At 60.5% G+C, this 20834-nt stretch carries 13 protein-coding genes; 9 read left to right on the forward strand and 4 right to left on the reverse strand.

Features of this window, described 5'->3' with window-relative positions:
• Nucleotides 1–145 precede the first annotated feature (145 nt).
• From ASE85_RS15480 to ASE85_RS15515, 7 genes are all read left to right on the forward strand, one after another.
• Nucleotides 146–1414 (forward strand): glycosyltransferase, encoded by a 1269-nt coding sequence (locus tag ASE85_RS15480; RefSeq protein ID WP_162237467.1) that lies wholly within the window; start codon nt 146–148, stop codon nt 1412–1414.
• A gap of 57 nt (nt 1415–1471) precedes the next feature.
• Nucleotides 1472–2590 carry a glycosyltransferase family 2 protein gene (locus ASE85_RS15485; RefSeq protein ID WP_056690153.1) on the forward strand — a complete coding sequence of 373 codons (1119 nt, stop codon included), beginning with the start codon at nt 1472–1474 and terminating at the stop codon, nt 2588–2590.
• Nucleotides 2591–2603: 13 nt separating this feature from the next.
• Nucleotides 2604–3515, forward strand: a complete 912-nt coding sequence (locus ASE85_RS15490) for a glycosyltransferase (RefSeq protein ID WP_082462856.1) — start codon at nt 2604–2606, stop codon at nt 3513–3515.
• A 433-nt stretch (nt 3516–3948) separates the two neighbouring features.
• On the forward strand, nt 3949–8649 hold the full coding sequence (locus tag ASE85_RS15500) for a MupA/Atu3671 family FMN-dependent luciferase-like monooxygenase (RefSeq protein WP_056690159.1): 4701 nt from the start codon (nt 3949–3951) through the stop codon (nt 8647–8649).
• A 12-nt stretch (nt 8650–8661) separates the two neighbouring features.
• The gene (locus tag ASE85_RS15505) at nt 8662–15159 is read left to right on the forward strand and encodes a type I polyketide synthase (RefSeq protein ID WP_056690162.1); all 6498 of its coding nucleotides are present in this window, start codon (nt 8662–8664) and stop codon (nt 15157–15159) included.
• A 41-nt stretch (nt 15160–15200) separates the two neighbouring features.
• Nucleotides 15201–16151, forward strand: a complete 951-nt coding sequence (locus tag ASE85_RS15510) for a glycosyltransferase family 2 protein (protein ID WP_235523559.1) — start codon at nt 15201–15203, stop codon at nt 16149–16151.
• Between the two features lie 25 nt (nt 16152–16176).
• The gene (locus ASE85_RS15515) at nt 16177–16884 is read left to right on the forward strand and encodes a 4'-phosphopantetheinyl transferase family protein (protein ID WP_056690165.1); all 708 of its coding nucleotides are present in this window, start codon (nt 16177–16179) and stop codon (nt 16882–16884) included.
• Here ASE85_RS15515 and ASE85_RS15520 read toward each other — a convergent pair.
• Nucleotides 16878–18365: an undecaprenyl-phosphate glucose phosphotransferase gene (locus ASE85_RS15520; RefSeq protein WP_156358372.1), complete on the reverse strand. Its 1488-nt coding sequence runs from the start codon at nt 18363–18365 to the stop codon at nt 16878–16880. The two genes, ASE85_RS15515 and ASE85_RS15520, sit on opposite strands and share 7 nt — an antisense overlap.
• Before the next feature lie 15 nt (nt 18366–18380).
• The gene (locus ASE85_RS15525; RefSeq protein WP_056690170.1) at nt 18381–18626 is read right to left on the reverse strand and encodes a response regulator transcription factor; all 246 of its coding nucleotides are present in this window, start codon (nt 18624–18626) and stop codon (nt 18381–18383) included.
• Between the two features lie 283 nt (nt 18627–18909).
• On the opposite strand from ASE85_RS15525, the gene ASE85_RS15530 reads away from it, so the two are divergent.
• The gene (locus ASE85_RS15530; protein WP_056690296.1) at nt 18910–19128 is read left to right on the forward strand and encodes a response regulator transcription factor; all 219 of its coding nucleotides are present in this window, start codon (nt 18910–18912) and stop codon (nt 19126–19128) included.
• 73 nt (nt 19129–19201) lie between these two features.
• On the opposite strand, the gene ASE85_RS15535 is transcribed toward ASE85_RS15530, so the two are convergent.
• Nucleotides 19202–19582: a response regulator gene (locus ASE85_RS15535; protein WP_056690173.1), complete on the reverse strand. Its 381-nt coding sequence runs from the start codon at nt 19580–19582 to the stop codon at nt 19202–19204.
• 221 nt (nt 19583–19803) lie between these two features.
• On the opposite strand from ASE85_RS15535, the gene ASE85_RS15540 reads away from it, so the two are divergent.
• The gene (locus ASE85_RS15540) at nt 19804–20523 is read left to right on the forward strand and encodes a Crp/Fnr family transcriptional regulator (protein ID WP_056690299.1); all 720 of its coding nucleotides are present in this window, start codon (nt 19804–19806) and stop codon (nt 20521–20523) included.
• A gap of 78 nt (nt 20524–20601) precedes the next feature.
• On the opposite strand, the gene ASE85_RS24005 is transcribed toward ASE85_RS15540, so the two are convergent.
• Nucleotides 20602–20834: hypothetical protein (locus ASE85_RS24005; RefSeq protein WP_235523560.1), on the reverse strand; the 233-nt coding region annotated here is incomplete at its 5' end.

Consider the following 20834-nt stretch of genomic DNA (forward strand, 5'->3'; position numbering starts at 1 on the left):
AAGCGCGGATGGGCATGGCCCCGACACAAGATCATGATGCGCGATACGGCAAGTCAGCGCCGCTCCACAGATAGAGGATGAGCATTGCCATGCCTATTCATCTCCGCCCTGCCGCATGCAGCGCATCGCAGGAAGCGTATCCGAAATGACCCGTGCTGCGGGTCAGGCACAGCGCCACTTTACCCAGACCATGCCTGAGCCAGGGCTGGTCCGGGTCGCCTATCTGACGAACGTCTATCCCAAGATCAGTCACAGCTTCATCCGCAACGAAATATTGGCGCTGGAACGGCTGGACTTTTCGGTGACCCGGCTGACGATCCGCCAATCGGCGGATATTTTTTCCGATGCGACCGACCAGGACGAGCAGGACAACACCATCACATTGCTCGACGGCCATATCGTCACCATGCTGTGGTCTGCCCTCAGCCGGATGGTGCGGCGCCCACGCGCCTTTGCCAGAGCATTGGGCGTCACCCGTTCGACCTTTCTGCATGGCGCCAAGGGACTGGTGCGCTGCACCGCCTATTTTCTGGAAGCATGCCGCCTTGCTGACCGGATGGAGCGGGCCGGCATCCGGCACGTCCATGTGCATTTCGGCACCAATCCGGCGACCGTCGCCCGGATAGCCAGCCGCTTGGGGCCGCTCAGCTATAGCCTGACCATGCACGGCCCCGACGAATTCGACGCACCCGAACAGCTCCAGATTTGCGAGAAGGTGGCCGACGCGCGCTTCGTGATCGCGATCAGCGCGTTTGGCCGAAGCCAGATCATGCGCTGGTCTGCCCCCCAGGACTGGCGAAAGGTCGCCATTGTCCGGTGCGGCAGCGATCCGCTGTTCATGCATCACGTCACTCCGATCACCGACAACGGCCTGCATGGCAACACGCTCATTTGCGTGGCGCGGCTTAGCCCCCAGAAAGGCATTGCGCTTTTGATCGCCGCCGCCGCAATCGTCGCGCAAACCCATGACTTTCATCTCAACATCGTCGGCGACGGGCCGATGCGCGAGGAACTGGAAGCCCAGATCGCAGCGGCGAATCTGGAGGATATCGTCACGCTATGCGGATGGCGCGACCCCCAGAGCGTCTGGCGAGAAATGCTCGGCGCGCGCGCGCTCGTACTGCCCAGCTTCGCAGAAGGGCTGCCCGTCGTCATCATGGAGGCCCTGGCGCTCGGCCGGCCGGTTATCGCGACGTCGATTAGCGGCATATCGGAACTGGTCGATCGCGAAACGGGCTGGATCATTCCGGCCGGGTCGGTGACTGCCCTTGCCGATGCGATGATCGCCGCGCTCGAAACGCCGACCGAACAGTTGCGGGCCATGGGCGATGTCGGGCGTGAACGTGTAAGGGCGGGCCATGACATCGACGACAATGTCGCCGATCTGGCCGACCTTCTGCGTCCGTTGGCCTGACCGATGCTCCTCATCCTCTGTTGGGCGATCGCTGCATGCGCCGGGACACCTCTGCTGATGCTGGCGGCCGAATGCTTTGTCGGCGCCTTTCCTGAAACCAGGCAGAGCCATATTCCTGCGCCACCATTCGTCGTTCTGATCCCCGCCCATGACGAAGCCCATGGCATCGATGCGGTCATCCGCGCCGTGCGCAACCAGCTCCGCAGGTGCGACCGGGTGCTGGTCGTTGCGGATAATTGCACGGACCATAGCGCTGCGATTGCGCGTGCGGCCGGCGCGGACGTGGTGGAACGCGACGATCCCGATCTGCGTGGAAAAGCCTATGCGCTGGCTTATGGCAGGGCCGCGTTGCGGCAGGACGCGCCGCCATCCATCGTCATCATCGTGGACGCCGATTGCCTGCCGGGGCCGGGCGCATTGCCGCGTCTGGCCGCCCATGCCGCCCGATACGCAAGCGTCGTGCAAGGATGCTATCTGCTGACCATACCGCCCCATGCCACGCCTCTGGTGCGGGTGTCCTGTCTGGCTTTCATGATGAAGAACATGGTGCGGCAACGCGGGCTTGCGCGTTTGAGCGGCGGCCGCGCCCTGTTGCAAGGGACAGGCATGGCATTTCCCTGGCGGATCTTCGATACAGCGCCTCTGGAAACCAGCTCTCTTGTCGAAGATCTGAAGCTCGGTCTGGACCTGACTTTGGCCGGCTCGCCGGTCCGGTTCGATACCCATGCCCTCTTCACCAGCAACGCCAGCGCGCAGGCCGCGACCCAGGGGCAGCGTACCCGATGGGAACATGGGTCGATCATTACCGCCCTGCATTATATTCCGCGCTTCCTGTGGGCTGGCCTGACGGGGCAACCCGCGTTGCTGCCGATCGCGATGGACCTGACCATTGCCCCGCTGGCCCTGCTGGCACTTGGCGCGATGGCGATCCTTGCCCTGTTGGCCGGGGTCGCGACGCTGGGAGGGCCGGTCGCACCTTTTGTGGCACTGCTGGGCGCTGGAGTCATGGCCGCCTGTGCGCTCCTGTTCATATGGCTGCTTGGGGGCCGCAAGATCCTGCCTGGTGCAATGATCGTCCAGCTGCCGCGCTATCTGCTGTGGAAGCTGCCAATCTACCGCCGCTTGATGGGCGGCAGACAGAAACACTGGGTCCGAACCAGCCGTGAACCTGACTGAAAAGGTGCGCACAATGTCATATATCCCCCCGATAGTGGGCGCCGTGATCATCGGACGCAATGAAGCAAAACATCTGCCAGTCTGCATCGCCAGCATCAGGGCCAAGATCGAGGTGACCATATATGTCGATTCCGGATCGACGGACGAAAGCGTGACCCTGGCGCGCGACATGGGATGTATCATCGTCGAACTGGATCATGCCGATGGCTTTACCGCTGCGCGGGCGCGTAATGCCGGGTTCGCCAGATTGATGGACGTTCAGCCCGCAACCGAACTGGTCCAGTTTATCGATGGGGACTGCGAGCTGGCCGAGGGATGGCTGAACGTGGCCGTCGCCGCTATATCAAGGGCGCCAGACCTGGGCGCGGTCTGCGGGCGCCGGCGCGAACGCTATCCGCATGCCAGCCGCTACAATCGGTTATGCGACATCGAATGGAATACGCCCGTCGGGGAAACGCACAGCTGTGGCGGAGACGTGCTGATGCGCGCCGATGCCTTTGCCTCAGTGGGTGGTTTCAAGCCTTCACTGATCGCGGGCGAGGAACCGGAACTCTGCTATCGTCTGCGCCGGGCCGGCTGGACCGTCGATCGCATTGCAGCGGAAATGACGTTGCATGACGCGGCCATAACGCGCTTTGGTCAATGGTGGCAACGCAACAGGCGCAATGGTCACGCGATCGCCGAAGCCTTTGCCGACGCGGGGCGAGACGATCCGGGGCTGAAACGAACCTTCTTCAGTAATGTCCTGTGGGCGCTGCCCATGGCCTGGCCGCTATGGCCGCTACTCTGGTGGCGCATCTCCCGCCGCCATGATGCGCAAGTGGCCAATCTGATCGTACTGGCAAAACTGCCACATCTCCAGGGACAGGTAGAATATTTGATAAACAACATAAACAATAGATATAAAATCATAGAATATAAATAACATTTATTCCGATATGGTGATTAATCACAACGTAATAGATGAAATTACCGACAGATCATGAATATAGTATGACGTTCTTCATGAATTCATCTGCGATGCCATCGGCATTCATGTGAATATTGGAGGAAGATATGCGCTTTTCAGCGATCGCCTTGATTGCGTTAATAGGACTGCATGCGGCCAGTCCGGCAGCCACCGTTCGACAGCGTGACGCCACAACAGGTTGCGCAGGCACCGAAAAGGGCCAATATCCGCAATCCAGCGCCGGCTCAACACAGTCTGCTACAGCAGCCAGCACGCAAGCGCGGATCGCATGCGACAGGGAAGGCAGTGCAGCCCAGGCAGACCTTCAGATATACGGGCTGTTCATCCTTGGAATGCTGATCATAGGCATACCCGCGATCCGCCGGCGGCAGGCAAGGGTCGTATTCTCATGACATTTGCCGGCAGCAAGCCCGTACAGGCCGACCAATGGCGTTGTGTGCTCGTCGGATCGGAACGCCTGCTGATCGAGTGCGCCACCCGGTTGCGGAGTCATGGTCATGACATCATCGCCATCGTCAGCGATCAGCCGGTCATTCTGGAATGGGCAGGCAAGGAACGCATCTTTGCATTGGAACATGTCGCATCCTTGATTGACGCGCAGCTGCCACCGTTCGACTATCTGTTCAGTATCACCAATTTACAGATGCTGCCGCCCGATATCCTGATATTGCCGCGGCGCGCGGCGATCAATTTCCATGATGGGCTGCTGCCGGCCTATGCCGGTCTGAACACGCCGTTATGGGCAATGCTGAACGGGGAAGCGCAGCACGGCATCAGTTGGCACCTGATGACCGCGCATGTCGATGCCGGCGACATATTGCTGACCCGATCGTTCGATCTTGCAGCCAACGAAACCGCTTTTTCGGCGAACACAAAATGTTTTGCCGCGGCGCTTGAAAGTTTCGACACCCTGATAAGCGGTCTGGCAATGGGTGATATCGTCCCGCAGCCGCAGGATGACACAACCGGCAAATTCTACGGGCTGAGCCATCGCCTTCCCGGCGCAGGCGTGATCGACTGGAATGACCCGGCCCAAAGCATCGCCGATCATGTGCGGGCACTCGACCATGGCGGCTATGCCAACAGACTGGGATCGCCCAAAATCAGCGTAAACGGCCAGACATTGCTGATCGGCACGGCCATCGCGCAACCGGGCCGGTCGGGGCTGCCGACCGGCACCATCCTGACCACCGATATGGACGGCCTGCTGATGGCCACCGTGACCGAGGATATCCTGCTTTCCGGCCTCACGACAAATGGCGGCATGCCGATCCAGACGGCCGCCGAACTTGGCGATCGGGGATTTGTCGCCGGCGCGCGGGTCGATATTCTCACCGCGCAACAGCATGACAACCTTTCGATCCTTGCCAATGCGAGCGGGCGCTTTGAGCCCTGGTGGCGCAAAAGACTGGCGCAACGCCAACCACTGCTTTTGCCCCAGATAGATTGCGGCAACCGCTCTGTCGCACCCGGATTGAGCCATATCGACCAGTGCGGGCTGCGACCGGAAGACGCGCCCGCAGGTCATGATCGCACCATATTGTCGGCACTGGTCGCCTATCTGGCGCGCATCGCCGACAAGGCGCGTTTCGACATAGGCTATGCCGACCCCATTTCGCGCAGCCCGTACGACGGGATGGAAACTTGGTTCGCAGACCAACTGCCCCTGGGCGTCGCCGTCGATTTCACACGCAGCCTCACCCATCTGCGCGAGTGCCTGAGCGCCGACATCCGGCAGATCCGGCGCAAGATCGGCCATAGTGCAGACCTGTTTGCCCGCAGTCCCGAGTTACGATGCAGGGATGCCCGCGATCCGGCCACTTTGCCGATCGCCCTATTGGTGGTGGATACGCTGGAGCAGGCCAGTCCCCGCTCCGACGCGGACCTGACGATCGCCTTGCGTTCAGACGGCCGCGCATGCCGATGGTTCCATGACCCCAGCCGTCTGAGCCCGCAGGCGATCCTGGCCATGCAGGCCGGATTTCTGGCATTGTTGACCGCTGCCCAGATGAATCCCGCGCAACCCATAGGCACTCTGCCGCTGGTCGCGCCCGATGAACAGCGCCGGATCGTGGAAGAATGGAACGCCACGGACGCCCCTGTTCGGCGGGATATGTGCATCCATCAGCTTTTTACGGAGCAGGCGCAACGAAAGCCGGACAGCATGGCCGTAACCTGTCGCGACAAGGCACTGAGCTACGCACAGCTTGATGCCCGTTCCAACCAGTTGGCCCGCCACCTGCGCTTGTTGGGCGTCGGGCCGGACAGTCTGGTCGGCCTGAATGCGGGGCGATCGGTCGACCTGCTGGTCGCGATGATCGCGATCCATAAGGCAGGCGGCGCCTATGTCCCGATCGACCCGACCTACCCGCCCGATCGCATCGCCCACATGATCAGGGATTCGCGGACAGCGATCATCATCACCGACAGCGATCTTGTCGGGTCGTTACCGCCGACCGACGCGACGATCCTCTGTCTGGACAGCGACTGGCCGACGATAGCATCGCTCTCCACAGACCCCGTCCCGTCTACGGTGCAGCCCGAAAACCTCGCCTATGTCATCTACACGTCGGGTTCCACCGGCAAGCCCAAGGGGGTGATGGTCGAGCATCGCAATGCCGTAAATTTCTTTGCGGGCATGGACCGCGAGATTGAGGCACCAGGTACATGGCTGGCGGTGACCAGCCTGAGCTTCGACATTTCGGTGCTGGAACTTTACTGGACGCTCATACGCGGCTTCCACATCGTGCTGGCGACCAGCGACGCGATGACGGGCAGGCCCGTGATGGAAAGGCCGTCCGCGCCGGTCGAGTTCAGCCTCTTCTATTTTCCAAATGCCGATAGCGGAAGCGCGGCCGACCAATATCGGCTGCTGATCGAAGGCGCCAAATTCGCCGACACCCATGATTTCACTGCTATCTGGACGCCCGAGCGGCATTTCCATGCCTTTGGCGGCCTCTATCCCAATCCATCGGTGGCCAGCGCAGCGATCGCCACCATCACCGATCGGGTCCAGATTCGGGGCGGCAGCGTCGTCCTGCCCCTGCACCACCCGATCCGCGTGGCGGAAGAATGGTCGCTGGTCGACAATCTGTCGCACGGCCGGGTCGGCATATCCTTTGCTTCGGGCTGGCAGCCCAATGATTTCGTGTTGCGGCCCGATGCCTTTGCCGATCGCAACGCCGTCATGATGGCCGGCATAGACACGGTACGCGCGCTGTGGCGTGGCGAAACGCGCGCCTTCCCCGGCCCCCTCGGCACATCTGTCGATACCGCCATCTACCCGCGCCCGGTTCAGCCCGAACTGCCGGTATGGATCACGTCGGCCGGCAATGCCGATACCTTCGCTGCGGCGGGTACGGCAGGGACGTTCATCCTCACCCATCTGCTGGGCCAGACGGTCGATGAACTGGCGGTCAAGATCGCGCGCTATCGGGCAGCATGGAAGGCGGCAGGCCATGTTGGCGAGGGCCATGTCACCCTAATGCTGCACAGTTTCGTCGGTGACGACGCAAGAGCGGTACGGGAAGCTGTGCGCGGACCGATGATCGCCTATCTGCGCAGCTCTACCGATCTGGTGAAGACATACGCCTGGTCCTTCCCCGCGTTCAAGCGTCGCCCCGGCATGGAGCAATCGAGCGCGCAGACCGACCTGGGCAGCATCACGGACGCGGAAATGGACGCGCTGCTGGAGCATGCGTTCGACCGCTATTATGCGACGAGCGGCCTGTTCGGCACCCCGGACGATTGCCTGGCGATGGTGGACCGCGTACGGGATGCCGGGGTCGATGAAATCGGCTGTCTGATCGATTTCGGCCTGCCGGTGCAGCAGGTGATCGACCATCTGCCCGCGCTCGATCGATTGCGGCAACTGGCCAATCCGGGGCAACTCTCGCAGGCCGAAACACTGCCTGCGCTGATGGCCCGTCATCATGTCACCCATCTCCAATGCACGCCGTCCATGGCGCATATGCTGGCGGCCGACGACAGCGCCCGTCCCCAACTGGCGAAGCTGACCCGCCTGATGATCGGCGGGGAAGCCTTTCCGCCGGCGTTGGCGCAGGATCTCCATGGCCTTGTCGGCGGCACGGTGATGAACATGTATGGTCCGACGGAAACCACCATCTGGTCTGCCGTCCACCGATTGGATGATGCGCCGGGAACCGTCCCACTGGGCAGGCCGCTTGCAAACCAGCAAATCTTCATCCTCGACAGTCGCCAGCAATTGTTGCCGCCGGGCATTCCGGGCGAACTGGTCATCGGTGGCGAAGGCGTGGTGCGGGGCTATCTGCATCGACCCGAACTGACAGCGGAACGGTTCATTCCGCACCCATTCCGCAATGATGCCCGCGGCTATCGCACGGGCGACCTGGCGCGCCAGCGCCCGGACGGCACGCTCGAATTTCTGGGGCGGCTGGACGATCAGGTCAAGATACGGGGCTACCGCATCGAATTGGGCGAAATCGAAGCGGTCCTCAGCAGTCACCCCGGCGTGGAGCAAGCGATTGTCTCTGCTCGGGAGGACACTCCGGGAGATGTCCGCCTGGTCGGCTATTATGTGCCAGCAGGCGTTTCTTGCCCCCCGCGAGACGTACTGCGTGATCTCATGCGCGCGCATCTCCCGGAGTTTATGGTGCCGTCGATCCTGATGGAGGTGCGCGCGCTGCCGCGAACCCCCAATGGCAAGGTGGACCGCAAGGCTCTGCCCGTTCCGGTCGGCCAAAGCATTGCGTCCGTCTCTGCCGCCCATGTTGCCCCGGCCGACGCGCTGGAGAAGAAGGTCGCGGCCATCTGGCGCGAAGTGCTCAAACTCGACGAGGTGGGCACACACGACAATTTCTTCGACATCGGCGGGCATTCGCTGCTGGCGGTTCAGGTACACCGCCATCTGCGCGACGCATTTGATCGTCCGCTGGCGCTGACCGACATCTTTCGCTTTCCGACCATCCAAATGCTCAGCGCCCATCTTTCCGATGACGATAAGGGCGATGCGGTGGACGTATCGCAAGGGCAGGTCCGCGCAGCCGAACGACGGGCCGCACTCCGTCGGCGCAGACCTGCAAGAACGCCCGTCATTGCACAGGAATAGGGGAAAGCCTTCATGTACCGCGCCGAAGATTTTGGGGAAAGCCATGCGACCGGCGATGGGGCCGGCATCGACAACGCGGTGGCGATCATCGGCATGTCGTGCCGTTTTGCGGGCGCGCGGGGAACAGAAGCCTATTGGAAGGCGCTGCGCGATGGGAAGGAAGGCATAGAACATTATACGCACGACGCGCTGCTCGCCGCCGGGGTAGACGCCCGCACGCTTGCCCTTCCGGGCTATGTGCGTTCAGGCGCGCCCCTGGCCGACATGGACTGTTTCGATGCGGGCTTGTTCGGCCTCAGCCCGCGCGACGCCGCGATCATGGACCCCCAGCACCGCCAGTTTCTGGAATGTGCGTGGGAAGCCATGGAAAATGCTGGCCATGTTGCCGATCGTGTAACAGGCGCAATCGGTGTGTTCGGCGGAACAGGGCATAATGCCTATCTGGCGGCGAACCTGCTGACCAATCCCAAACTGGTCCGCGATGTCGGCCTGTTCCTTCTGCGCCATACCGGCAATGACAAGGATTTTCTGACCACCCGCCTGTCCTATCTGCTCAACCTCAAAGGGCCGAGCGTGAATGTGCAGACTGCCTGCTCGACATCGCTGGTAGCGATCCACAGCGCGGTACAAAGCCTGCTTAACGGCGAATGCGACATGGCTCTGGCCGGTGCAGCCTCGATCGAACTGCCCCATGGCCATGGCTATCTGTATGAGGATGGCGGCATAGCCAGTGCCGATGGCCATTGCCGTCCGTTCGATGCAGATTCAACCGGCACGGTGTTCGCCAGCGGCGTCGGCGTCGTTCTTCTGCGGCGGCTGGAAGATGCGGTTGCGGACAATGACCATATCTACGCGGTCATTCGCGGGTCGGCGGTCAACAATGACGGGTCGGGCAAAGTCAGCTATCTCAGCCCCAGCGTCGATGGTCATGCCAGCGTCGTCAGCGAGGCGCTGGACGTAGCGCAGATCGACTCCCGCAGCATCGACTATGTCGAAGCGCATGGCACCGGTACGCGGGTCGGCGATCCGATCGAAATCGCGGCACTGACGCAGGCCTATCGGCGGGGTACGCGCGATATCGGTTTTTGCGGGATCGGGTCGGTGAAAAGCAATATCGGTCATACCGATACGGCCGCGGGGGTGGCCAGCGTCATCAAGGTCGCCTTGTCCCTGCATCATGGCGCAATTCCGCCAACGCTGCACTATAGAAGCCCCAATCCCGGTTGCGCATTCGAAACCAGCCCCTTCAAGGTCGTATCGGCATTACAGCCCTGGCCTGAAAAGGCCGGGAAGCCACGGCGCGCCGGTGTCAGTTCGCTCGGCGTGGGTGGCACCAATGCCCATCTCATCCTGGAACAGGCGCCCAGCCGGCCATCGGGCGGCACCAGCCGACCATGGCAATTGCTGATGCTGTCGGCCCAGAACGAGACGGCACTCGATGCCAATTGCGCCGCGCTGGCCGATCATCTGTCGCGCCATCGCAATATCGATCTGGCAGATGTCGCCTATACGCTCGGCACCGGCCGTCGGCACTTGTCCCACCGCCGCATTCTGATCGCGAGGGACAGCACCGACGCCGCTGCAGCTCTGACATCGCCGGATGCGGCCCGCGTCCATGGCGCTATCGCCGGCAGGGCTGGCCGCCAGGTAGCATTCCTCTTCTGCGGCGCAGGGGCGCAACATGCCGGGATGGGCGCTGACCTTTATGACACGCAACCGCTATTTCGCGCCGTGATCGACGAATGCCTTGCCCATCTGGGACTGGATGACGGCGACGCGCTGAGGCGCTGGTTACACCCCGACACGCACGACATCGCACTGGCGGACGAAGCGTTGCAACGTCCGTCGATCGCCCTGCCTCTCCTCTTTGCCGTCCAGGTGGCGTTGGCGCGGCTGTGGATGTCGTGGGGCGTCGCCCCTGGCGCGATGATCGGCCATAGTTCGGGCGAATATGCAGCCGCTCACTTGGCGGGCGTATTCAGCCTGGCCGATGCGCTGATGATCGTGCGCGCACGCGGACGTTTGTTCGAAACGGTTCCAGCCGGCAGCATGCTGAGCGTCCCAATGTCCGAAGCGGACCTGCTACCGTTGCTGCCGCCGGGGCTGTCGATCGCAGCGGTCAACGGCCCCCGGCTCGTCGTCGTGTCCGGTCCGACGCCCCAGATCCTGGCTTTTGACGAAACATTGAAGGCATTGGAGGTGGAAACCCACCGCGTGGGCATATCTGTCGCCGCGCATTCCACAATGCTCGACCCCATATTGGACGATTTTCGGCGCGTGCTTGGGGCGGTCACGCTCAATCCGCCGACGCTGGCATTCGTGTCCAACCTTACCGGGAACTGGATTACGCCGGATGAAGCGACAGACCCCGATTATTGGGTCCGGCATCTGCGCCAGACGGTACGATTTACAGATGGGCTTTCCCGATTGATGGCTGACCCGGATCGTGTGCTGCTGGAAGTCGGGCCGGGCCGGGTCTTGTCGAGTCTTGCGCGCCAGCATCCCGATCGTTCGCCCGACCAGCCCATATTCCATTGCATGCGGCACAAGGACGACCATAAGACGACTGACCTTGCCCATTTGCTCGACACGCTGGGCCAGCTATGGGCTTCGGGTGTAACGCCGGACTGGGACGGGTTCTGGACGCAGGAGCGGCGCTGCCGGATTCCGTTGCCGACCTATCAGTTCGATCGCACCAGACATTGGTTCGCGCCGGGTGCATCGGCGCCTACCACCAACGGTCTGGCGCAGGGCATCACACCCGCCGACGAGCCATTGCCTCGGCGGGACGATATGGCCGACTGGCTTTACGAGCCGATCTGGCACCGCACGCCACAAAAATTGGCTGTACCGGTCGATGGCGACGTCCTGCTGTTCGAGGATCAGGCGGGTATCGGCGTGGCACTGGCCGCAACCCTGCGCGCACAGGGTCGCCACGTCGTGACCGTGCGACCGGGGCGCCGCTTTAAACAGCTGGCCGACGACAATTTCGAAGTCGATGTCCGCAAAGCGGAAGATTATGGCCGCCTCATCGGCCTGTTGGCGGACCTGGGCAGGATGCCAAGCCATATCTATCATGGCTGGCTGGTAACCGGCGGCCAACGTCATGATGTGACCGAATTGCAGGATCGGGGCATGTTCAGCCTGATTTTCCTGGTGCAGGCGCTGGGCGAAAGGGTCAATGACTCCATTGTCATCGCGGTTCTTTCCGACGGGATACAACGCGTGTCCGATGAGGACGGATTGTCGCCGGCCAAGGCGACAATATTGGGACCGATCCGCGTCATCCCGCGCGAATATCCGAATATCAATCTGCGCAATATCGACCTCCGCCTGCCGTCGCGCCAAGATCCGGGCTGGGCGTCGCTGGTCGATATGCTGATCGCCGAATTGGCCGATCCGGACGATGCGGAGGTCGTAGCCTATCGCGCATCGGAACGCTGGGTCGGCGATTTTGCGAACACGCACATCCCGGCGTCGCGGCCGTCATCCGGCAACGGTCTGAAACAAGGCGGCGTCTATCTCATCACCGGCGGGCTTGGGGGGCTCGGGCTGTTGCTGGCCGAGCATCTGGCGCGGACCTGCGAGGCACGACTGGTGCTGCTGACTCGCCGGGCCTTGCCGCCACGCGCGCGATGGCAGGATGTCATGGCGCGGGCCGGCGCTGACCCGCAAGCGCAGATCATTCGGCAAATCCATGCGATCGAAGCTGCCGGTGGCAACGTCATGCCGATCGCGGCGGATGTGTGCGATGTGGGCGCCATGCGGCGCGCCGTTCGACAGGTTGGCAAACAATGGGGCGGGATCGACGGCATCTTTCACGCCGCAGGCATCCTTGACGACGAACTGCTGCAACTCAAGACCCGCGCGTCGATGGACCGGGTGCTGGCCGCCAAGTTGCACGGCACTTTGGCGCTCCATGACGTCCTGCTCGACCAACAACCTGACTTCATGATGCTATTCTCTTCGATCAGCGCCTTTGCAGGTTTGGCGGGGCAAGCGGACTATGCCGCCGGTAACGCATTCCTCGACGCCTATGCACAGAGCCGCCGACAGGACGTGACCCGCGTAATGTCCGTCGCATGGAGCCGATGGCAAGATGTCGGCATGGCATCCCTGTTATCCGAACAGGCGGCGCGTGATCGCGCCACCGCACCGCTCGGTACGGGAGACGCGATCGATCATCCCTTCCTCCACGGCGTACATCGCCTCTCGCCGCACGAACTGGTGGTGGAAGCTACGCTGTCGCCCGATGCGCATTGGTTGCTGGACGAACATAGGATGGCCGACGGCAGCGCCCTCATCCCCGGCACCGGGTTTCTGGAATTGATCAGGGCAGCCTTCGCGCACGTCGAGCCTGGCCCCGCCGAACTGCGCGACATCCTGTTCCTGGCACCCTTCATGGTCGCGGACGGACAGAGAAGGGATCTGCGCGTCCATCTGCATCCGCGCGGCGAAGGCCATTGGCACTGCGCCATATGGGGCCGCCCGACCGATGCCCTGCCCGAACAGGGCTGGACCGAACATGTCCGGGGCATGGTCCAGCCCCTGCCCCGGACCGCTCCCCTGTCCATCGACATAGATGCGCTCATCATGGGATGCACCGACACCGGCGATATCGCCGCGCTCACCGATGCGTCGTCCATGATGCGGTTCGGACCGCGTTGGCAAACGGCCCGCCACTTGCACGTCGGGCCGGACGAAGCGCTGCTGGAACTGGCGATCGCGCCGCAGTTCGAGCCGGATCTGGAACGGATCGCGCTTCATCCGGCCCTGCTCGATTTTGCGACCGCCGGTGCGCAATGCCTGATCGCCGCGCGGCGCCCCGGCCGTGATTTTTTCGCGCCGGCGTCCTACGGGTCCGTCAAACTGCACGGCGCGCTGCCTGCACGCCTGTTCAGCCACGTCCGCTATCGCCCCGCCACAAGCGAATCGGTCGCCCAATTCGACGTTCTTCTGGCGGATGCGGACGGCGGGGTCGTCGTGGAAATCTCGGAATTCACGATGCTCAAAATGGCGGCCGGATCGGCATTGTCCAGCACCGACGCCGCGCCTCCATCGACAACGGCCAGATCCGCCCCGTTGGAGCAGATTAGCCAGGATATGCGCCCCGCCGAAGGACTGCGCATCATCGAGGCACTTCTTTCCGGCGGTCGCGCAGCCCATTTCATCATCTCGCCATTCGATCTGCATCAGGCCGTCGCTCGTCTGCGTTCCCCCTATCAGCCCGAACGCGCCATTGTCCAAGATGATCGACAGACCGGCGGCAATCCGCCCGCCACCGCCGCAGAACGGATCATCGCGGAAATATGGAGCGACATGCTGGGTGTCAGAGACGTTCAGCGCAGCGATGATTTTTTCGACCTTGGCGGCCATTCCCTGCTGGGCGTGCAATTCATGAATCGGCTGCGCAAAAGAACCGGCAGGCAATTGCCCCTCGCCACATTGCTGGAAACATCAACCGTAGAAAAGCTTGGCGCACTGATCGACCCGGACAGCGCGGTTGCACCGACATCACGGAGCGATGCCAGCGCGCCGGAAACGAGCCTGTCCGTCATCACCATTCGGCCGGGCATAGCCGACAAGACGCCGCTTTTCATGATCCACGACGGACTGGGCGAAACATTGCTCTATCGCGCGCTGGCGATGCGAATGGAGGCGGGTCGCCCGATATTGGGGATAGAGCCGGAGCGTCATGTGGGCGGCACCCATGTCCACATCGGTATCCCGGAGATGGCTGCGTCCTACGTCGCGCGCATGCGAACCGTGCAACCCAAAGGCCCTTATCTGCTGGCCGGTTTGTGCGCCGGCGGCGTAATCGCTTTCGAGATGGCGCGGCAGTTGCAGGACTTGGGAGAAATAACGGCCTTCGTTGGCATCATCGATGCGGCCGACGTCGAAGCGAACAAACGATCTTTTTATATTACACGCACGCGCATCCAACGCATGCGCGCGCTTCTGCGTAATCGCACGTCAGGAGAAGGTGCGCCCCTTGCCTTGCTGGCACGCCGCGCCGCCAATGCCGTGACTTACGATGTGAGAACCCGTCTGGAATGGATGCGGCGCACGCGCACCGTCGCCAAAATGGCGAACGCCGATGACGCCCAGGATACCGCGCCCGACTTGTCCTTCCTGCACTTGTACGAAGTCGCCCACCGCGCCCATCGCCCGCATGGGCTGTTCGACGGTGGCCAGGTCGTCCTCTTCAAAGCCACGCACGGCACCGGCGCCGACGACGACGTCCCCTATGTCGAATTATATACCGACTATATATTCGGCTGGGGCAAGCGGGTCGCCGGGGACGTATCCCTTATCAACGTTCCCGGCGGCCATAGCAGTATATTGCAGGAACCCAATGTAGACATATTGGCCGACGCCATGCGTGCCGCGATTGAGCGCGCCTGCGCCGAAGAGGTTGCGCCGTCCATCGAAACCCGGCCTCCCCCTGACAGCGCGGGGTCAAGCGTCAGGCAGGCAATGGACGCCATCGTCGAAATGTCATCCCGTTGATCGAGCGCGCACCGTCCGTGGACAGGCAAGGCGCGCCAAAATTGACGATCGTCATCGTCAACTATTGCACCGCCGCGCTCGTGGTCGACTGCCTCGCCAGTCTTGTCGATGAAATCGCCGCTTTCCATCAAACCAAAGTCCTGATTATCGACAACGCCTCCCTCGACAATTCCGCGCATGTCATCGCAACCGCCATCGCTGAACGCCACTGGACCGATTGGGCACAATTGATCCCGTCCGGCTTCAACGGAGGCTTTGCCTACGGGAACAACATAGCCTTCCGCACGGCGATGGCGGACGCAACGCCTGATCTGTTCTGGATGCTCAATCCTGACACCCGGGTCTTTCCGGGTACATTGGGTGCTCTTCTGGACTTTTTCCATGCCCGCCCAGACGTAGGCATCGTCGGCAGCATGTTGTTCGATGGCAATGAGCGCCCCTGGCCTTTTGCCTTCCGCTTTCCATCCATTTTCAGCGAACTGGAACGCGGCGCCAGCATCGGCATCATCAGCCGGTTGCTGCGCGATCATCGCGTACCCCGATCCATGGGGAATATTCCCGAACAGGTGGACTGGGTGTCGGGCGCCAGCCTGGTCGTGCGTCGCGAAACGCTGGAGGCCACCGGCCTCATGGATGAAGGCTATTTCCTCTATTATGAGGAGACCGATCTATGCCTGAAGGCGCGGCATCATGGATGGACATGCTGGTATCTGCCATCTGCCGTCGTGTTGCATATCGCAGGCCAAAGCACGGGACTGACCGAAGCGGGCTTCAGTCGTATTCCCGCTTACTGGTTCGACGCCCGGCGCCGCTATTTCATCATGAATCATGGCCGAAGCTATGCGCTGTTGGCCGACATATGCTGGATGGCGGGACATCTGCTGTGGCGCTTACTCAGACGCTTTCGATCGCGCAAGGATAGGGTTGTCCCCTTCCTCTTTCGAGATTTCGTCAAAGGGTCCGCCTTCTTGCATGGACCGCATGCCAGATAAGGCGCCAGGAACAGGAGCAGGAACAATGGCGTATATGCTGGATATCGCGCGCCTGGCTCGTCCGCTGGCCATAGATGCGCCACTGTCTCTTTGGCTGGTCGACCTTTCCGCTCCACCAGACGCCCAGGCCGTCAGCTGTTTATCCGACATGGAGTGCGAACGCGCCGCCCGTTTTGCGTCCCCGCGCCATAGGAATCGCTATCTCAACGCGCACATCGCAGTGCGTGTTCTTTTGGAGGAACATTGTGGCGTCGCCGCGCATCGTCAGCGCTTCGTCCTGCAAGCCGATGGGAAACCGCAACTTGCAAACTTCCCAAACTGGCAATTCAGCCTGAGCTACGCCGACGATCTCGCCCTTGTGGGCATGGACTTCAACAATCGGGTCGGTGTCGACATCGAAACCAACCGTAATCTAGCTGATGCAGACGAACTCAGCGCATTGCATTTCCACCCGAAGGAAAGGGACGCACTGGCCCCTTTGGCACCCACATCGCGGCGGGGTGTCGCCTTTCTTCAAGGCTGGACCCGCAAGGAAGCATGTTTGAAGGCTTTGGGATGCGGATTGTCTATGGCTACGACGGATATCCATTCAGGTATCAGTGGACAGGCCCGCGTACACATCGCTGGACAGGTCGAAATTATAGTCGATTCCTTCACTCCAGTCGTCGGTTTCACCGCCGCATGGGCGCGCGTCTCCACGCTCCCGGACAACTCCGTCCCCATCTTTCAATAGGCATTTTGCTGACCCATCACCGTTGCGATCGTCCGAAACATGATGCGCAGGTCGAACCACAACGACCAATTCCGGGCATAGTAAAGATCATGCTCAAGCCGGCCGAGTAGTTGCGCCTCGCTCTGCGTTTCCCCGCGCCAGCCACAAACCTGCGCCCATCCGGTCATGCCCGGCTTTACATTGTGACGGGACGGATAGGCTTGCGCGATCTCGCTGAACAATCGACCTGCCGCCCGCGTCGACGGCGCATGGGGCCGTGGGCCGACGAGCGACATCTGCCCGATCAGGACATTGAACAACTGTGGAAGTTCGTCAAGGCTGGTGCGGCGCAGCATGGCGCCGAAGCGGGTCACGCGCGGATCACCCCGCTGTGCCTGACGCACAGCCTCCGCCGGATGCTCGGCCTGATGCATGGTGCGGAATTTGAGAATAGCGAAATTCCGGCAATTATACCCTTGTCGCTGCTGGCGAAACAAAGCAGGGCCGGGGGATTCCAGCCTTATCGCCAATGCAATCATCCCCATCACAGGCATCAGGATCAAAAGCGCGACAAAGGCCAGCAACCGATCTTCCAATGCTTTGAGCAGCCGCTGGCGACGCGACAAGGGCCAATCCAGCAGCGTGAAGACCGGCAGTTCCCCCAGCACCACGACAGGATTCTCCATCCATGAGAAGCTGTCGTTGGCGGGTAGCAGTCGAATTTCGACAGGGGTTTCCGACAAGCGGGCAACGATAGCTTTTACCCGGCTTTCCTGATCGGATGGCAGGGCAATGATCACCCTTTTGACCATCCCTTCCCGTATCGCCGAAAGTAGCGCCGTCAGGTTACCAAGATAGGGGACACCCACTTCATCCTGATCTGAAATATCCGCCGTATCTCCGAAAATACCGATCAGGGAGAGGGTCAATATCTCGTGTTGCGCGACGTAGCGAACCAGTTGGGCAGCAGATCGTCCAGTGCCGATCATGGCGCTGCGCTGATCGAAAACCCCGCGTCTGCGCAAGAAGCGTGTCGTACCGACCATGAATGCACGGCCTGAAAGGAGGGCCAGCGCGCAAGCGGCAGCCCATATAAGGATCGTCGGGGATGCCCGTCCGGAAAAGCCAAGCACGGCCGTCGTCAGGCCGAAAACGAACAATAATACGCCCGCCCACGCATTGGCAGCGCGCAGCAGTGACCGACGCACCGAAAAATGAACCGGCAATTCATAAGCGCCGACCAGATGGGCTATAATTGCAAACAGCCCCGCTGCCATTACGCCGATCCGATCGAACCGTATCATGTCGTTGCCCTCAGAGAGAAACGGAACGCTCTCTATGATCAGGCTGACACAAAAGATAACGCCGATGTCTGCGGTCACAACTACGCAGTGTACGCATTGGACAGGTATCGACCGCAGCCGCCCGACACCGTAGCCGCCCTGCGGCGCCAGGATACGCCCCGCACCTTTAAGATGCGGATTGGAAAGATGAACAGGCATAATGCGCTCCTGCAATTAGGCAGCGTTCACCACATATCCCGTCTTGTCCGCCAGCATCCCGTTACGGATGACATAGGCAATCATATGGACCCGGTTTCGGGTCCGCGTCTTCAAACGCACATTTTCAACATGGCGCTCTACGGTACAGGGCGCGATTGCCAGCATCAACGCCACCTCTTTTGCAGACATGCCACGTGCGACGAGACAAACAACCTCTGTCTCTCGCACCGTCAGCTGCAAATTGCATGATATATCGAGCATATTTCCCCTATCTGCACAAAAGTACGTGGCCTGATGATTGCCGCCGCCATTGTGCAACGAATTTAAATGCCGAAATCTGCTGGCGCGTTTACCAGATTCTTTTCATAACAATTATTCATAACATAGATTGCAAATATCTCGCACGATTCTTGCTACGGGGGATTTTTACGTACAGCCATTGCCGTTGTGCAGCCGATGATTTCGTATCAGTATCAATGATATTCCGTTTTACGTAGGATAACAGAAAGCCTGTATTGATTGATCTGGATCAATGGAATTTTACATGGATGACCCGCCACATGGTCCGATCGATCAACTGACCCCCAGGGAACTCGAAACTCTGCGCGCCATCGCACTTGGCCTGTCTGCCAAGGAAGCTGCCAAGCTGCTCAATATCGCGCCGCGTACGGTGGAGCGTCATATCGACCATATTCGGTTGAAAACACGCACCCGAAATCGGTCTCATATGGTGGCTTTCGCCATCGCCAACGGATTGGTGTGACGGCATCCTCGATCGCGCAATACCTGCAAAGACCATGTGCATAATGCCGGCTGTGGCCGGCATGAACGCTCGATCAATGCTCGAACAGGCTGCGATCGGGCGATAGCTGCTGGAGCAAGGCGGCAAGGACGACCGTCGATCGCGCAGGCTTGAGGATGACGGGCAGATCCGGATATTTCCGGGCCAACTCCTCTGGCAATCCGGTCCCGGTATGAATGACGAAGGGTATGAGCCTTTCGATCAATGCCAGAGCAAGGGGCGTCACGTCGCGGTCCAGCAGGTTGGCATCCAATATGGCAGCAACTATCTTTTGAGTTTCGACCAGGGCCAATGCTTCGGCGACCGTCGAAACCGGACCGATCGCCAGCCCATCATTGTCCTCGATAGCCATGACCAGATTGAGCGCCAGAAAAGGCTCATCTTCCACGACCAATATCGGCAATCTGTTGAGCATATCACCTCCCTGTGAGCGGGAGCGTGACATCTCTCAGTCGCAGGCGCTCATATCGAAGCCAGCGATAGGCTCCAAACCATTATTATCCCAGATTAGTTTCATGGATTAATAATGCAGAGACAAGACCGAAGTTTTTATATAGGGTAACGGCATCATTGGCTGTGTTTTGGCCGCCAATGACTGAGAGATGCGATGCGCTCCCGTCAAATTACGGAGCGCTTATGCCTGTTTCCCCCATCTCTCCCATGGTCGATAAACTCAAACTCTGGCTGCCGCTGACCGCGGCAGACGAGGCGGCAATATTGTCGCTTCCGCATGTCATTCGTTCGTTACGAGCATCCGAATTCATCGTCCGGGAGGATGACAGACCAACCCATAGCTGCCTGCTGCTCTCCGGTTACGCCATTCGCCATAAAGTCGCCGGAAATGGCGGCCGGCAAATATTTTCCATCCATATGAAGGGCGACGTTGTCGATCTGCACAATTCGATTCTTCGCCGTGCCGATCATAACATTCAGGCGCTGACCACAGTCGATGTCGCGATGATACCGGTAGCCGCTATCCGCGAAATCATCACCGCATATCCTCAAGTCGGAGAGGCAATGTGGTATGAAACGTTAGTCGATGCGGCCATTTTCCGCGAATGGACGCTCAACGTCGGACGCAGGGATGCCCGCGCGAGAACCGCGCATCTTCTATGCGAATTTTCCGTTCGTCTGGACGTTGCAGGTCTTGGCGAGAAGGATCATTACGAACTCCCCATGACGCAGGAACAATTGGCCGATGCTCTGGCCTTGACCAATGTTCATATAAACAGGACGCTCAAGCATCTTGCTGATGAAGGGTATATCGAAAGAAGTAAACGATCGATTCGCATTCTCGATTTCCTTCAGCTCGCTAGAGTCGCGGATTTCGACACGAGATATCTGCATCTCGACTGAACCTCGGTCCACTGCCATGCCATCGTTCGGCGCGATAGCTGCGCGCGCCTCTCGATATGGCATGAAATGTTCTGTGCGTCATGCAAGCGCAATGTGCTGAACCAGACGGATGCCAACCTCTAGTGGATTGATCTTGACATTTGCATCCCCTGGCGGCTGGGATGGGTCTGCAAATGTCAAAATCGTAAAATCCACTAGAATCAAAAGATTGCTAGGCTGTAGTGACGATTTAATCATTTGAGCCATAGCATGATGCTGGCGAGCTTGATGAAGCCAAGGAAGTTGGCGGCGATCTTGTCGTATCGAGTAGC

The sequence above is a fragment of the Sphingobium sp. Leaf26 genome, from assembly GCF_001421665.1.
In the GTDB taxonomy this organism is placed as follows: Bacteria; Pseudomonadota; Alphaproteobacteria; order Sphingomonadales; family Sphingomonadaceae; genus Sphingobium.

Excerpts from the sequence above, each read along its gene's own strand:
- ASE85_RS15535 (WP_056690173.1), bottom strand. The coding sequence starts at position 19,582 with ATGCTCAACAGATTGCCGATATTGGTCGTGGAAGATGAGCCTTTTCTG.
- ASE85_RS15505 (WP_056690162.1), top strand. The coding sequence starts at position 8,662 with ATGTACCGCGCCGAAGATTTTGGGGAAAGCCATGCGACCGGCGATGGG.
- ASE85_RS15480 (WP_162237467.1), top strand. The coding sequence starts at position 146 with ATGACCCGTGCTGCGGGTCAGGCACAGCGCCACTTTACCCAGACCATG.
- ASE85_RS15490 (WP_082462856.1), top strand. The coding sequence starts at position 2,604 with ATGTCATATATCCCCCCGATAGTGGGCGCCGTGATCATCGGACGCAAT.
- ASE85_RS15520 (WP_156358372.1), bottom strand. The coding sequence starts at position 18,365 with ATGCCTGTTCATCTTTCCAATCCGCATCTTAAAGGTGCGGGGCGTATC.
- ASE85_RS15500 (WP_056690159.1), top strand. The coding sequence starts at position 3,949 with ATGACATTTGCCGGCAGCAAGCCCGTACAGGCCGACCAATGGCGTTGT.
- ASE85_RS15525 (WP_056690170.1), bottom strand. The coding sequence starts at position 18,626 with ATGCTCGATATATCATGCAATTTGCAGCTGACGGTGCGAGAGACAGAG.
- ASE85_RS15540 (WP_056690299.1), top strand. The coding sequence starts at position 19,804 with ATGCCTGTTTCCCCCATCTCTCCCATGGTCGATAAACTCAAACTCTGG.
- ASE85_RS15515 (WP_056690165.1), top strand. The coding sequence starts at position 16,177 with ATGGCGTATATGCTGGATATCGCGCGCCTGGCTCGTCCGCTGGCCATA.
- ASE85_RS15485 (WP_056690153.1), top strand. The coding sequence starts at position 1,472 with ATGCTGGCGGCCGAATGCTTTGTCGGCGCCTTTCCTGAAACCAGGCAG.
- ASE85_RS15530 (WP_056690296.1), top strand. The coding sequence starts at position 18,910 with ATGGATGACCCGCCACATGGTCCGATCGATCAACTGACCCCCAGGGAA.